The sequence below is a fragment of the Pantoea phytobeneficialis genome (assembly GCF_009728735.1).
GTDB lineage: Bacteria > Pseudomonadota > Gammaproteobacteria > Enterobacterales > Enterobacteriaceae > Pantoea > Pantoea phytobeneficialis.
The window spans coordinates 2,159,199-2,173,598 of the sequence record NZ_CP024636.1 but is presented as its reverse complement, the minus strand read 5'-3'; the positions used below and the strand labels follow the sequence as shown (position 1 = coordinate 2,173,598).

12 protein-coding genes are annotated in these 14,400 nt (G+C 55.4%); 5 read left to right on the top strand and 7 right to left on the bottom strand.

What is annotated here, in order from left to right; genetic code table 11:
• Positions 1-2: 2 nt before the first annotated feature.
• Genes CTZ24_RS10115 through CTZ24_RS10105 form a run of 3 tightly spaced genes read right to left on the bottom strand, consistent with a single transcriptional unit; the run spans position 3 to position 3,919 of the window.
• Complete coding sequence (locus CTZ24_RS10115; protein ID WP_208723440.1) at positions 3-1,622, bottom strand: MFS transporter; 1,620 nt, start codon at positions 1,620-1,622, stop codon at positions 3-5.
• On the bottom strand, positions 1,609-2,037 hold the full coding sequence (locus tag CTZ24_RS10110) for a DoxX family protein (protein ID WP_021183228.1): 429 nt from the start codon (positions 2,035-2,037) through the stop codon (positions 1,609-1,611). Before CTZ24_RS10110 ends, CTZ24_RS10115 begins: the two co-directional genes overlap by 14 nt.
• A gap of 4 nt (positions 2,038-2,041) precedes the next feature.
• Positions 2,042-3,919: an amidohydrolase gene (locus CTZ24_RS10105; RefSeq protein WP_208723439.1), complete on the bottom strand. Its 1,878-nt coding sequence runs from the start codon at positions 3,917-3,919 to the stop codon at positions 2,042-2,044.
• A 266-nt stretch (positions 3,920-4,185) separates the two neighbouring features.
• On the opposite strand from CTZ24_RS10105, the gene CTZ24_RS10100 reads away from it, so the two are divergent.
• Genes CTZ24_RS10100 through CTZ24_RS10080 form a run of 5 tightly spaced genes read left to right on the top strand, consistent with a single transcriptional unit; the run spans position 4,186 to position 11,374 of the window.
• Complete coding sequence (locus CTZ24_RS10100) at positions 4,186-4,872, top strand: hydrolase (protein ID WP_036625330.1); 687 nt, start codon at positions 4,186-4,188, stop codon at positions 4,870-4,872.
• Between the two features lie 49 nt (positions 4,873-4,921).
• Positions 4,922-5,122, top strand: a complete 201-nt coding sequence (locus CTZ24_RS10095; protein WP_036625194.1) for a DUF1427 family protein — start codon at positions 4,922-4,924, stop codon at positions 5,120-5,122.
• Between the two features lie 2 nt (positions 5,123-5,124).
• Entirely contained in the window at positions 5,125-5,379 is a 255-nt protein-coding gene (locus CTZ24_RS10090; protein ID WP_021183232.1) for a XapX domain-containing protein, read from the top strand.
• 44 nt (positions 5,380-5,423) lie between these two features.
• Positions 5,424-5,807 (top strand): response regulator transcription factor, encoded by a 384-nt coding sequence (locus CTZ24_RS10085; protein WP_021183233.1) that lies wholly within the window; start codon positions 5,424-5,426, stop codon positions 5,805-5,807.
• Positions 5,807-11,374, top strand: coding sequence for an ATP-binding sensor histidine kinase (locus CTZ24_RS10080; protein WP_208725474.1), 5,568 nt, complete (start codon positions 5,807-5,809; stop codon positions 11,372-11,374). Before CTZ24_RS10085 ends, CTZ24_RS10080 begins: the two co-directional genes overlap by 1 nt.
• Before the next feature lie 2 nt (positions 11,375-11,376).
• Here the strand turns inward: CTZ24_RS10080 and CTZ24_RS10075 are convergent, their stop codons facing one another.
• The 4 genes from CTZ24_RS10075 to CTZ24_RS10060 form a co-directional block, all read right to left on the bottom strand.
• The gene (locus CTZ24_RS10075) at positions 11,377-11,997 is read right to left on the bottom strand and encodes a response regulator transcription factor (RefSeq protein ID WP_208725473.1); all 621 of its coding nucleotides are present in this window, start codon (positions 11,995-11,997) and stop codon (positions 11,377-11,379) included.
• A gap of 267 nt (positions 11,998-12,264) precedes the next feature.
• Complete coding sequence (locus tag CTZ24_RS10070; RefSeq protein WP_021183236.1) at positions 12,265-12,633, bottom strand: hypothetical protein; 369 nt, start codon at positions 12,631-12,633, stop codon at positions 12,265-12,267.
• Positions 12,634-12,930: 297 nt separating this feature from the next.
• Positions 12,931-13,767: an alpha/beta fold hydrolase gene (locus CTZ24_RS10065; RefSeq protein ID WP_208725472.1), complete on the bottom strand. Its 837-nt coding sequence runs from the start codon at positions 13,765-13,767 to the stop codon at positions 12,931-12,933.
• A gap of 230 nt (positions 13,768-13,997) precedes the next feature.
• On the bottom strand, positions 13,998-14,213 hold the full coding sequence (locus CTZ24_RS10060) for a hypothetical protein (RefSeq protein ID WP_208725471.1): 216 nt from the start codon (positions 14,211-14,213) through the stop codon (positions 13,998-14,000).
• Positions 14,214-14,400: the final 187 nt, after the last annotated feature.

The window sequence follows — 14,400 nt, the reverse complement described above, 5'->3', positions numbered from 1 at the left end:
CGTCATGCCGGAGCAACCAGATAACGAACTTCGGGCAAACTTTCGCCCTGATGGAAGGCGTAAACCCGGCTCTGGATTTTGCGGTCGTTCATGGTGTAGCGCTCCTTTTCACGCAGGTGCTCCATCCACGAACCGACGACAAAGGTTTCCACGAAAATGCCCGGTTGCAGCACGTCTTCATAAATCGACCAGTTGATGGCCCCGCCTCGACGGCGTACCCGGCGCATATCCTGCATACACACCGTGAAATCATGGGCATCTTCATTGCGGATCACATATTCATAGCTGACCATCACCGGGCCACGGTTGTGGTGGATCTCGGGCGTAGGGTTGTTGTCGGTGTCATTAAGGATCTCCAGATTTAAATCCGGGTCCTGATCGAGCCGCCAACGCCAGACGGTCGCGCAGGAAAGAAACATGCCGACGGCGGCGAAGGTCAGCGACAGCGGAATGGAGAAATGAGCCGCCAGTTGTCCCCACACGGCACTGCCGATGGTCATTGAACCGAAAAACACCGTCAGGTAAACCGCCAGCGCCCGCGCTTTCACCCACTTTGCCGCGCTCCGCTGCGCGCCGAGGTTGAGGGTGGAAAGCACCGCAATCCAGGCAAAACCGGTAAAGAACTCACAGGCGTTGAGCCACCAGAAATGGCGGATAAAGGCCAGCGCCAGCATTGTCAGACCAAACAGCATGCTGGCGAGCACCATCAGGCGGTCGGCACTGAATTTTTTGCGTAAGCCGGGCAGCAGCACCGCGCCACAGATGGCACCAACGCCGATACAGGCCAGCATAATGCCGTAACCGCCAGGCCCCAGACCGAGTTCACGCCGGGCGACCAGCGGCAACAATGCCCATCCGGCGCTACCAAACAGGAAGAAGGCAAAGGTGCGTACCAGCACGTTACGAAACACCGGGGCAGCGTGGACGTAGCGCAATCCCACCCGCACCGCCGGGAAGAAGTGTTCTGGCGGCAGGCGTTGGATGCTGGCGGGCGCTTTCCAGCGATACAACACCCAGGCCACGCCCAGCACCGAGAGGGCATTGAGCAGGAACACCATCCACGGACCGGCAAAAGAGAGGATCAGACCACCCAGCGCCGGACCAATGGCGCGGCTGATATTAATGCCGAGCGAGTTAAGCGCGATGGCCGGTCCCAGTTCATGTTTCTCCACCAAATCCGGCACGATGGCCTGAAAGGGCGGTGAACTCATCGCGGCACCGGTACTGAGCAGGAAAGCCGCCACCAGCAACACCCACGGCGTCACCAGACCCAAAAAGGAGAGCAGCGTCAGACCGGCGGCAGCGATAAACACCCACAGTTGCGAAAACAGCAGATATTTACGGCGATCGACGATATCGGCCATCACCCCGGAGGGCAGCGCGAACAGGAACATCGGCAGGCTGCTGGCGGCCTGCACCAGCGCCACCGACAGCGGATCGGCGCTTAACGTCAACATGCTCCAGTTAACGCCGACATCGTTCATCCATGACCCGATGTTGGAAACCACTGTCGCCAGCCACAGCATACGGAAAACCGGCTGCTGCAACGGTTGCCACGGCGAGGCGGCTTGCGCCGGGAGTTCCGTTACCATCGCGCTGTGCATATCATTAACCTGAGCCATGACGCAGCTCCTGTTTTGCTTTGACGCCGATACGCCAGCCACCCGGCCCGGTGAGCGCCAGGGTAGTGAAGATGATCAGCAACAACCAGCCAAACTGGCCGTCAGCAATCGTCCAGTCCGGGTGCACCACCAGCATCGCCACCAGCAGCACGCCGATGATTGGCAGGCAGGCCAGTCGTGACCACCAACCCAGAATGATCAGGATCGGGCAGACAACCTCGGCGATGATCGCCGGGATCAGGCTCATATACGGCCCCATGCCGAACGGGTCTTCAATGCGCGTCAGTTCCTGCTGGAAATGAAACACCTTGGGCAGACCATGTACATGCAGCAGCAACAGGCTGCCGGTCAGGCGCAGGAAGAACAGCCCCAGATCGATCCGGGGCGGGAATGAGAAAACCGATGACGTTTTCATAAGTTTAAAACGCAAAGCAGCTGCAACCGAGCGCGCCCCAGAAGGCGTTGTCTTCGGCTACCGGAACGTTAGCGCCACGGGCGATATCATGCTGGTGGCTGTGCACACCGCAAGGGCCGCTGCAATGGTGCGCCTGCGGCATCATGCCAACGCGGGTGGTGGCACCGGGAGGCGCACTGCGGTAGTGGCCCGGTACCTTCACCACCGGCGACCACTCCGGCAGTACCGGCAGGGTCGGTGGCGCTTCGCTGCTGAACGTCCCGGCGGCATACACCACGTTGCCATCCACCACCGTCAGCACGGATTCGATCCCTTTGATCTCCTCCTCGGGCACGCTGAAGAAGTCTTTGCTCAGCACCGCCATATCCGCCAGTTGGCCGACTTTGATCTGGCCTTTTTTACCTTGCTCACTGGAGAACCAGGCACTGCCTTGCGTCCACAGCATCAGCGCGGTGTCACGGTCGAGACGCGCGTTGACGTCATACATCTGCATGCCACCCACGGTACGACCAGAAACCAGCCAGTACAGCGCGGTCCACGGGTTATAACTGGCGACGCGAGTCGCATCGGTACCCAGACCAACCGGTACGCCGGTTTCCAGCATGCGCGCCACCGGCGGGGTATGGCGGGTAGCTTCAATGCCATAACGTTCCGCAAAGTATTCCCCCTGGAACGCCATACGATGCTGCACCGCAATGCCGCCGCCGAGGGCTTTGATACGGTCGATATTTTTCTGCGTCACCGTTTCGGCATGGTCAAAGAACCAGTGCAGGCCGTTAAACGGAATCTCGCGATCCACCTTCTCAAACACATCCAGCATACGGCTGATGGATTCGTTGTAGGTGGCGTGCAGGCGGAACGGCCAGCGGTGTTCCACCAGATGACGCACCACGCGCTCCAGTTCATCTTCCATACCGGGGGCCAAATCCGGGCGCGGCTCAAGGAAATCTTCGAAGTCGGCGGCGGAGAACACCAACATTTCACCGGCACCGTTATGCCGGAAATAGTCGCTGCCCTGGCCTGGCGTCAGCATATCGGTCCATTTTTCAAAATCTTCCAGTTCATGACCGGGACGCTGGGTAAACAGGTTATAGGCGATACGCACCGTCATCTGCTTTTTGCTGTGCAGCTCGGCGATCACTTCATAATCGTCGGGGTAGTTCTGGAAACCGCCCCCGGCGTCGATGGCGCTGGTCAGGCCAAGACGGTTCAGTTCACGCATAAACTGACGGGTGGAGTTGATTTGCAGCTCCAGCGGCAATTTCGGCCCTTTCGCCAGCGTGGCGTAGAGGATCATCGCATTCGGGCGCGCAATCAGCATGCCGGTCGGGTTGCCGTTGCTGTCGCGCTGGATTTCGCCACCCGGTGGGTTGGGGGTGTCTTTGGTGTATCCCACCACGTTCAGGGCGGCGCGGTTGAGCAGGGCGCGATCGTACAGGTGCAGGATAAACACCGGCGTGTCGGGTGCAGCTTCGTTGATCTCTTCCAGCGTCGGCATGCGGCGTTCAGCAAACTGAAACTCGGTCCAGCCTCCCACTACGCGCACCCACTGCGGCGATGGCGTGCGCAGCGCCTGTTCTTTCAGCATACGCAGTGCATCGGCCAGTGAAGGCACGCCTTCCCAGCGCAGTTCGAGGTTGTAATTGAGACCGCCACGGATCAGGTGCAGATGCGAGTCATTCAGGCCAGGCACCGCAGTATGACCTTTAAGGTCGATCACCTTCGTACCTTCGCAGTGATGTTCCATCACTTCCGCCTGACTGCCCACCGCCAGAAATTTTCCTTCGCGAATCGCTACAGCGTCGGCTACCGGGTTGGCGCGGTCGACGGTGTGGAATTTGCCGTTGATTAAAATCAGCTCTGCCTTACCGAGCGTCACCATAGATCCTCCTGAACTGAGATGTCCGGGTTGGCCGGACGGGGAGTGCGCGGTCGCACCATCAGCTCAGGATTATGGTTAGCGGGGAGAAACACCGTCTAGTTATACAAAGGGATACCTATACGAACGTATACCTATACACAGAGATAATGGTCCGGCCCCCCCATGCCACCTAAACTCAGATCGGACAGTGACCAGCCGGTGACTGCCACTTTTGCTCCGTATCTTTGTTCGCGGAAATCCAGTTACTAACCTCAATGGGTAAATTCATGTCCAACTCAAAACTTGAAGTTCTGACCCCGCTTAACAGCCAGATTATCTTTATCGATCAGCAACCGCAGATGGCGTTTGGCGTACAGTCAATCGACCGTCAGGTGCTGAAAAATAACACCGTCGCGCTGGCGAAAGCGGCCAGGGTGTTTAACATCCCGACGATTATCACCACCGTCGAAACCGAAAGTTTCTCCGGCTATACCTACCCTGAGCTGCTGGACGTGTTCCCGGGGCTGGATATTCTGGAACGTACCTCGATGAACTCATGGGACGACCAGAAAGTACGTGATGCGCTGGCTGCAAACGGTAAGAAGAAAGTGGTGGTGTCTGGCCTGTGGACTGAAGTCTGTAACAACAGCTTTGCGCTGTGCGCCATGCTGGAAGGGGGTTACGAAATCTATATGGTGGCTGATGCGTCTGGCGGCACCTCAAAAGAAGCCCATGACTATGCCATGCAGCGCATGATCCAGGCGGGCGTGATCCCGGTAACCTGGCAACAGGTAATGCTGGAGTGGCAGCGTGACTGGGCACACCGTGATACCTACGACGCAGTGATGAAGATCGCCAAAGAGCATTCCGGCGCATACGGCATTGGCGTGGATTATGCCTACACGATGGTGCACAAAGCACCTTCACGTCAGGAGAGCGAGCACCGCACCCTGGCACCGGTTCCGGCACGCTAATTCCCTGCGGTTGACCGGCACCTGTTGTGCCGGTCACAGGAGGATCATGATGAATCCGTTGATCATTTCTCTGGGGGCGGGCGTGCTGGTGGGGCTGTTTTACGCGCTACTGCGGGTACGATCGCCAGCACCGCCTGCGATTGCGTTAGTCGGCCTGTTGGGCATGATTATTGGTGGGCAGATTATGGCGCATGTCAAGCCACAGCCGCAGGCCAGCACCATCACCACCCACGTTGATAAGGTCGGCTGAACATGTTGAAATCCTACGTTATCTCGTTGGGGGTAGGTGTTCTGGCCGGTGTGATCTACGGCCTGATCGATGTGAATTCCCCGGCGCCACCGGTGATTGCCTTGCTGGGATTGTTTGGCATGCTGGTGGGGGAGCAACTGGTGCCGCTGGCGCAACGGCTGATTCGCCGTCAGCCGGTGACTCTGGCCTGGTTCCGCCACGAATGTGTGCCAAAAATCAGTGGCACACCGCCGCCCGAAGGAGAGAAGGAACCCTAAGGAACATCCTCACGCTTGCGTGAGGATTATCGGAGGATTACAGCATGACGCTGCCACAGCATATCGTTATCGTTGACGACGAACGCTCAGTCCGTAATGGCCTGAGCAATTTACTGCATTCTGACGGATACACCACCAGCCTGTACGAATCAGGCGAAGAACTCCTCTGCGATGACAAAGCGTTAACCGGCGCGGCCATGTTGATCATCGACGTCAGACTGAAGGGGATGAGCGGTTTTGAGCTGTTCGCCATCCTGCAACAACAATCCGTGACCTTACCCGTGATTTTTATCTCCGCGGAGCAGGAAGAGGCGGTGCAATGGTATGCCATTGCGCTCGGCGCGGTGACCTTTTTGCGCAAGCCTATTGATGTTGATACGCTCCTGACCATCATACGTAACGAACTGTCTCACGGGGAAACACGCTAATGGGCATAATCTCGCTCCCGCAGGAAGGCAACGAAGAACAGAAAATCACCTTGCCGGACGAGATGGTGCTGACCCCACTGGCGCAGGATGGCAGCATCGCCTGGCTAATGGGACGAGAGACGACCGGTGAAGCTTTTATAATCGCTACCGCCGCCAGTGACGAACTGGCATTTCAGGGGACGCAGCTACTCAAAAATGAGCTGACGCTGGCCCCGCATCTGGCAACCCGCTGGGCGGTAAAACCCCTCGGCTACACCCGCTATCAGGGACACTATGCGCTGGTGTACCCGGCCTTTCCTTATCGCACGCTGGCGGGGATTATTGCGATGCCGCCCGAGCAGATTGCCGATTACCTGCGTAATGCCATCCAACTCTGTCTGCCATTAAGCCAGGCGCATCATCAGGGCATTGTGCATGGCGATATCAAACCGGCGCATCTGTTCCTGAACAACGATGGATCTTTTCGTCTCGGGGGCTTTGGCCTTGCCTCGGTGACGCTGGATTCGCAACTGAAAAATTCGCTGCGCGCCTCCGGTGGCACGCTGGCATACATGTCGCCAGAACATACCGGGCGCACCCCTTTTCCGGTCAGCAATCTGAGTGATCTCTACAGCCTCGGCGTGGTGCTGTATGAAATGCTGACCGGTAAGTTACCCTTTGGCTCTCCGCAGGCTGGCCAGGCGGAGTGGATCCATCACCATCTGGCCACCGCACCGCGCCCACCTGAAGCGATTCGCCCCGATGTACCGGCCATGCTGTCGGCCATTATCCTGCGTTTGCTGGCAAAATCGCCGCTGGATGGCTACCAAACCATCGATGGTTTAATGGCTGACCTGCGACGCTGCAAAGCGACCCTGACGCCACAAGGCACCATCGCTGCTTTTACCCTCGGACTTCAGGAGCGTTTCACCAGCAATTATCGTGTCGAAACGCTGTTTACCGGCCATGCCCAGGCTCGGGTGTTACTGGATGCGCTGGATGAAGTACAACGCAGCGGCACGCATCATCTGGTAATGATTGGGGGCGCGCCGGGAGCAGGGAAATCAGCAATTATCGCGTCGGCACTGAAAAAGCTGCAACACAAGCCGATTCTGCTCACGGTCGGCAAAGCGGATCAACATTCGCCGCAGGTGCCTTATTCGGCGCTCAGCGCCGCGTTCCGAACGCTCACTTTATATCTGCTTGGCTTGTCTGCCGCCGACGTGATGGTCTGGCGCGCGCGTCTGCTGCGCGCGTTGGGTGATGATTGCGATCTGGCTGTCGAACTGGTGCCGGAATTGCGTCAACTGCTGGATATCCCTCAGACGGTGCTGACCACCGATACATTAAGCGATGCGCGCGAACGTTTTCATCAGATGGCGTGCGCATTGATCAAGGCGTTTGCCTCTTCTGGCAAAGCGCTGGTGATGTTAATTGACGATGTACACTGGGCCGATCAGGCCAGCCTGCAACTGCTGGAAAATGTGTTTCAGCGTAATGACCATCTGCCTTTTTTGCTGGTGATCGCCCACCGTGACGCAGAATCGATGCCTTGCCCGCAGGTAGCGGATTTTCTCACACGTATCCGTGGCGCGGCCGCACGCCTGACTGAGATCACCCCTGAGCCGCTGAATGCCAAAATGGTGGCGCGCTGGCTGGCCGGGATGTTGCATACCCGCAGCAGCGGAACGACTGAACTGGCGCAGCTGATCCATGAGAAAACTGGGGGTAATCCGCTTTTTTTACAGGAATTTTTCAAGCAGGCGATCGCTGACGGGTTGATTTTCTATACCCAGGACCCGCTGAAGTGGCATTACGATCAAGGTGCTTTGCGGGCACGTCATTACACCGATAATGTCGCCAGCCTGGTGGTACGACAACTGGAACGGATGCCAGAGCCGACACGCCAACTGTTGGGGAGCATGGCCTGTCTCGGTGCCAAGGGACAACTGGGACTGCTCAGCCAGATTCTTGGCACCCGCCCGCATCATGTTCAGCAACGGTTAAGACCGGCGCTGGCGGCACGGTTTATCACCATTACCGATAATGACTACGCCTTTACCCACGGTCGAGTTCATGACGCGGCGTTTTTATTGATCGGTCCCAGACAGAAATTGCTTATCCATCAGCAGGCGGCAGCGTTGCTGGCTGCATCCGCACCGCGTGCCGAAGGCAATGAGATGCTGTTCCGCGCGGTGCATCATATTGCGATGGCGGCGGATATGCCGGTAGATGCGGTGCAACATCGTAACTACTTTCAACTGAGCCTGACGGCAGCGCAGCGCGCCAAACGGGCAGGGGATTATGCCTCTGCGTTACGCTATTTGCGCACCGCGCGCGTGTTGAATGATCAGCGCGGCGAGGGCGAGCATTTCCTGCTCGGCTTTGAAGAGGCGGAGTGCCAGTTTTTGCAGGGTAATCTTAACGAGGCGCAAACGCGCTGTACCGCGCTGCTCGGTATGCCCGGCAGTTTGACCGAGAAATCGGCCGTGGCCTGCCTGTCGGCGGAAATTCATATGCGCCAGTCGGACAACTTTCTGGCGCTGGAGACAGCCCTGGCATGGCTTTCGGTATTTGGTGTGCACTTTAATCGCTATCCCGACGAAGAGGAGTGCAATGCGGCCTGGTATGCCCTGAAAGCCCGGCTGGGGCCAGACCCGGCGGCCACACTGGGCGTATTGCCGCTGATGGCGAATCGCGAAAAAGAGTCGGTGCTGAACCTGATGGCCAGCACCATCTTTGCGTCGTCGTACGATTGTCCCCAGCTGCACCTGCTGCTGGTGTGCAAAATCCTCGATATGACGCTGGATCATGGCATTGCCGGGGCCTCGGTGTTCGGTCTGTCGTGGTTTAGCGTGCTGATTACTGACCGCTACCAGGAATATCATTACGGCTTTAAGTCCGGGCTGCTCGCCAGCCAACTGGCTGAGAAACATAATTTTTTACGTTTTAAAGCCCGCACGTTGCTGCCTCTTGATCAAGTGGGGATCTGGACGCAACCGCTGGCCTTCGCAATCGATTGCGCGAAGAAAAGTTTCAATGTGGCGCTGGCGCATGGCGACAAATCCTTTGCCTGTCTTTCATTGCGTCATCAGGTGATGAACTACCTGACGCGTGGCGATCATCTGGAGTCGGTGCAGACCACCATTGAACGGGGGCTGGCGTTTACGCAGAAATCGTTTTATCCCGATGTGGAAAACGTGTTGTTGATGCAAAAGCATCTGGTGATGCATCTGCGCGGCAGCCGTCGGGAAAAATTTAGCGGTGTCGATGCCTTTCCAACTCACCTGGTCGGCAGCGAGCCAGGCCCCGTTTCCGGGCCAAAAGCGATGGTGTTGTTCTGGTCGTGGCTGTATCGCGGTATGGCGCATTTCTATGCCGGTGAATATACGCAGGCCACCCCCTGTTTTGCCGAAGCCGCGTACCTGGTCAAAGCCGTACCGGGTTATATCTACCTGATGGATTTACATTTCTTCAGCGCCCTGACGCTCACCGTCCCACTGGCAAGCGGCCAGGCGAATGCTGCGCTGCACAAAACCGTCCACGCGCATTTTGAGCAGCTGGTGCAGTGGTCGGTGCTGAATCCCGAATTGTTTGCTGACAAGGTGGCACTACTGGCTGCTGAACTGGCGCGCCTGCGTGGTGAAGTGGGCGAGGCGCTGAGTCAGTACGAAATGGCGATCAATCTGTCGCGCAAAGCAGGTTACGTGCATATCAATGCATTGGCTTACGAGCTGGCGGGGGATTGCGCCAAGGCCTGGAACCTGAATGTCCCGGCCGATGCCTATTTAAAAGGGGCCATCAGCGGCTGGGAAAACTGGGGGGCGCTCGCCAAAGTGCGGCAGCTTGAGCAACGCGATCCCCAACTGGCGACGCAAAAACCGGGCAATGCCTTCACCACCATTCCGTTTGAGGATGAATCGATTCGCGACCTCGAGAGCGTGGTCACGGCGGTGCGCGCCCTGACGGAGGAGATCAATCTCGACCGGTTGATCCATATCCTGATGCGTATGCTGCTGGAGCGCGCGGGCGCACAGCGTTGCCTGCTGATTCGCGTGCTGGATGGCAATATCCCGGAAACGGAAGCCTGGGCGGAAGCGAATGCCGATGGCGTCAAAGTCAGGATCGTTAAACAACGCCCGACAGCCAGCGATTTGCCGTTGTCGGTGCTTTCCGCGGTGATCCGCACCGGGCAGGAGATCCGTACCGGCAAACCGGAGGATTTCAGCCCCTTCAGTCAGGACCCGTATCTGGTTTCCTCGGGAGCGGCGGTGATGTGCGTACCGATGTTCAAACAGGCCAATATGGTGGGGGTGTTGTACCTTGAAAACCGCCTGATGCCGGATGTATTTACCGCCGAACAATCACATATCGTGAAAACCCTGAGCGCCCAGGCCGCCGTTTCAATCGAAACCGCCCGTTTATATGCGGAATTGTTGGAGGAGAACATCCATCGCCGCCGGGTGGAGAAGCAATTACGCACCAGCCAGACGTCGCTGATGCTGGGGGAGAAAATCAGTCATACCGGCACCTGGAGCTGGGAGATTGAACAGGATTTAATGTCGGTATCGGATGAGTACCTACGTATTCTCGGTTTGCCGGAACAACCGAAAACGCTGTCGATGGCGGATTTTATGACCTTCGTGCACCCCGATGACCATCAATGTATCAACGACCTGGTCAGCGACAGCGTACAGAACGGCATCAGCATGCAGGCGGAATTTCGTATTATCCGCCCGGATGGTGAATGTCGTTACATCAAAGGGATCGGCGATCCGGTGAATAATTGGCCGGAGGTGAAAGAATATTTCGGCACCATTTCGGACATCACGGTACAACGCCGGGCTGAAGATGCCGCCCGGATGGCGCAGGCGGATTTGGCGCGGGTTTCGCGCGCCACCACCGTCGGTCAGTTAACCGCGTCAATTGCGCATGAAATCAACCAACCGCTGATGTCGATTGTCGCGCATGCCGGTGCCAGCCTGCGCTGGCTGAAACGTGAGCAGAGCCATATTGAGAATGCCTGCTTCAGCCTTGATGAGATTTTGCAGGAAGGCAAACGCGCCGGCGATATTATTCGCGGCTTGCAGGCGTTAACCCGCAAACATGACTCGGTGTATGCCAAAGCCAACCTGCATTTAATTGCGCGCGATATCCTGGCGCTTTCACGGGCGGAGATTGAACGTAAATGGATCTCACTGGAGCTGAAGCTGCACGCCGAGCACGCGGAAGTTTATTGTGACCGCATCCAGATTCAGCAGGTGCTACTGAACCTGGTGGTGAACGCCATTGATGCTATGACCGGCATCGAAGATCGTGGACTGGTCCTGACGCTTGCCACCGCTAACCCCACACCGGGTACCATCCGTTTTGAGGTGCGGGACACCGGTTCAGGTATTCCTGACGCGGTGAAGGAACATATCTTTGATTCGTTCTATACCACGAAAAAAGAGGGGATGGGCATGGGTCTGACCATCAGTCACGGCATCATTAAAAAGCACTGTGGTGAGCTGAAAGGGGAAAACCGGGCTGACTGCGGCAGTGTGTTCTGGTTTACCTTACCCACCGAACCGCCAGCCAGCGTATAAGATTAGCGACGGCGCGTGCTGAGAATATTCAGTCGTTCAGCAGCACGCACCAGGTCGGATAACGAACGGACATTCATTTTTTCCATCACCCGACGTTTGTGTACCTTGGCGGTGATTTCACTGATACCCATCTCAGCGGCGATTTGCTTATTGAGCAGGCCGCTGATCGCCAGCAACATCACCTCACTTTCACGCGGCGTCAGCGATTGATGGCGGGACGTGATGTCGTACTTTTCCTGCGAGGAAGCCAGATTCTCTTCCGCGATCGCCAGCGCCTCGGCCACCGCTTGTAATATGCGATCCGGATCGACCGGCTTGGTCAGGAACTCACAAGCGCCGGTTTTCATCGCCCGAACCGTAACCGGAATGGTGCCGAAACCGGTGAGAAAAATGGTTGGGATAACATAACCACGCGCATTCAGCGCATTCGCCACGGCAAAACCATCGGCACCCGGCATATTAATATCCAGAATCAGACAACCGGGAACCTGTGGAAACGCATAGTCAAGAAAGGCCTGGGCGGTAGAAAAAGCGATAACGTCATAATTTTCTGAGCTAAGTAGGTTACTCAGAGCAGAACGTACCGACTCGTCATCATCAACAACGTAAACTATGTGATTCATAGAAGATCTCTTCTCAACCTGAATTTCACGGATGTTTAAAAGTCGTGCTCAATAGCCAATATAGTGCGAAAAAAGGCAGGTTCAACCTGCGCGAGATGTATGGTAGTTAGAATGCCTGTGCATGTTAGCACAATTGTTAGCATTATCATCAGGTAATGTTGATAGCGGCGTGAATTATCGCGCTGTTTTCTGGCTGGTTTTAATGCCCAGGATAAATCACGCATCAAAGGCCAGGGCGCGCGATAAATCGCGCCGCTACAGGGGAGGTCAACTGTTTTTACTGAGGGCCAGGAATCCGGATTTGAATTTCACTTTACCCACGGTGCGATTGTAATTAATGACCAGTTGCGCTAACTGAAATTGTATGGCGGCATTCAGGTTATCACTATCTTCTTGTGATGGTTTGTTTTTTTCAATTTCAATCGCCATCTTTTGCATTGCCTGAGAAATGTCATCAATACAAACCTGGAAAACGTCTTTATCCAGATTCAAATATTCAGCCTGCACTTTCGCCATATAATCATCAGCGAGTTTACTTAACTCCAGGACTTCAATATTGGTTATGGTTTCATCTTTTTCATATTCAGCAAGTTTTCCTTGCAATGCGGGCACGTCTGACTTGAGAGAGAGTCTCATGTTACACCTCTGGCTTCGGTTATATTTCAACAGCGACACATATTGAAATCTAGTCGGGAAAGTGTGTTTGTCAATCAGGCTTTTTATTGAAAAAATGGTCTATTTTTCATCTATTTAATCAGTCTGGCATGTATTGCAGGCTTATCATATCAATTGCTATTAATTCTTATCATGATAAATAAAATTTGATGCCATTGCGGAATGTTCTTTACAGGAAAACACAATAAAAAACAGGCAGGGAAATATGATTAACTTCCTCTGCCTGATTCATCTGAATTAACCGCTTCGATAATAAAACTAGGCGCGAATAAACGCCAGCAGGTCGGCGTTGATCACATCAGCGTGGGTGGTGTGCATACCGTGAGGGAAGCCGGGGTAAATCTTTAAGATGCTGTTTGGCAGTAACTCATCCTGCAACAAGGCGGCCGCTTTATAGGGCACCACCTGATCGTCATCGCCCTGCAACACCAGGGTGGGAACGGTGATGGCCTTTAAATCTTCCGTCTGATCGGTTTCCGAAAAGGCTTTGATCCCTTCGTAATGCGCTTTGGCGCTGCCGATCATCCCCTGACGCCACCAGTTCTGAATCGTTCCCTGGGAAATCTCTGCACCTGGACGGTTGAAACCATAGAAAGGGCCGGAAGCGACATCAAGGTAGAACTGCGCACGGTTTGCCGCCAGCGCGGCGCGAAAACTATCGAACACCTCCAGCGGGGTGCCATTGGGATTGCTGGCGGTTTTTAACATCAACGGAGGCACCGCGCTGATCAACACCGCTTTGGCAACACGCCCCTGCGGCTGGCCATATTTGGCAACATAGCGGGCCACCTGACCACCACCGGTAGAGTGGCCGATATGCACCGCATGATGCAGGTCAAGATGTTCCGCTACCGCTGACGCATCTGCTGCGTAATGGTCCATATCATGTCCGTCACTGACCTGGTCCGAGCGACCATGACCGCGACGATCAATCGCAATCACCCGGTAACCTTGCGCCAGAAAGAACAGCATCTGATTGTCCCAGTCATCCGCCGTTAACGGCCAACCGTGATGGAAAACAATCGGTTGAGCCTCTTTGGGGCCCCAGTCTTTAAAGAAAATATTCACGCCATCTTTTGTCGTTACAAATGCCATAGAACAGACTCCTCATTGATACTTAAGGTTTTCTTCATCAGCCCCGGGGGTGGCACACGATTTTTCCCCCGCGAAAGTATAGTCAGAGAAGCCTGTCACTGTCGGGACACAAGCCTGTCCCGGCGGCCTTGATTACCGGTTGGCTTAAGGGTTTTTCAATTGTATTTCATAAGGTTGCATTGATTAATGCAGGGCGGGAGCACGGCTCAATTTGTACATGAGAGACGGTGTTACCGGGTGTATTTAATCAACTCTGCGCCAGGCTCGATATGATTCACATAGCGTTCACTGTCGCCTTTCCAGGTGGCCCCGGCTTCTTTCGACTGCATCACGACCCGAGCGGCGGCATCATCCAACAGGGTGCTGCGGGCCGGTGCGCTTTGCGCCACATTGACCACCGAAAATAGCAGGGCAAGACTGGCAATAATAATGTTGAAAGATTTCATGATGATTTCCTGTGTGATCCAATTTATAAGCAGACTTGGCTGCGATTGAATAAATTGTAAACACCGGGGCGAGGTAACAAAATAGCGGATACCTGGCGAAGTCATTCAGATAATTTGAAGGAATAACTGATCATCAGGGCAGCGTGAGCAATTATATCTTCGTATAACTATCCTTCTGTATAACTTA

What these genes read in the sequence shown, in the direction of transcription:
- CTZ24_RS10080 (WP_208725474.1), top strand. Translation starts at nt 5,807, where the DNA reads ATGGGCATAATCTCGCTCCCGCAGGAAGGCAACGAAGAACAGAAAATC.
- CTZ24_RS10065 (WP_208725472.1), bottom strand. Translation starts at nt 13,767, where the DNA reads ATGGCATTTGTAACGACAAAAGATGGCGTGAATATTTTCTTTAAAGAC.
- CTZ24_RS10085 (WP_021183233.1), top strand. Translation starts at nt 5,424, where the DNA reads ATGACGCTGCCACAGCATATCGTTATCGTTGACGACGAACGCTCAGTC.
- CTZ24_RS10100 (WP_036625330.1), top strand. Translation starts at nt 4,186, where the DNA reads ATGTCCAACTCAAAACTTGAAGTTCTGACCCCGCTTAACAGCCAGATT.
- CTZ24_RS10115 (WP_208723440.1), bottom strand. Translation starts at nt 1,622, where the DNA reads ATGGCTCAGGTTAATGATATGCACAGCGCGATGGTAACGGAACTCCCG.
- CTZ24_RS10060 (WP_208725471.1), bottom strand. Translation starts at nt 14,213, where the DNA reads ATGAAATCTTTCAACATTATTATTGCCAGTCTTGCCCTGCTATTTTCG.
- CTZ24_RS10075 (WP_208725473.1), bottom strand. Translation starts at nt 11,997, where the DNA reads ATGAATCACATAGTTTACGTTGTTGATGATGACGAGTCGGTACGTTCT.
- CTZ24_RS10110 (WP_021183228.1), bottom strand. Translation starts at nt 2,037, where the DNA reads ATGAAAACGTCATCGGTTTTCTCATTCCCGCCCCGGATCGATCTGGGG.
- CTZ24_RS10070 (WP_021183236.1), bottom strand. Translation starts at nt 12,633, where the DNA reads ATGAGACTCTCTCTCAAGTCAGACGTGCCCGCATTGCAAGGAAAACTT.
- CTZ24_RS10090 (WP_021183232.1), top strand. Translation starts at nt 5,125, where the DNA reads ATGTTGAAATCCTACGTTATCTCGTTGGGGGTAGGTGTTCTGGCCGGT.
- CTZ24_RS10095 (WP_036625194.1), top strand. Translation starts at nt 4,922, where the DNA reads ATGAATCCGTTGATCATTTCTCTGGGGGCGGGCGTGCTGGTGGGGCTG.
- CTZ24_RS10105 (WP_208723439.1), bottom strand. Translation starts at nt 3,919, where the DNA reads ATGGTGACGCTCGGTAAGGCAGAGCTGATTTTAATCAACGGCAAATTC.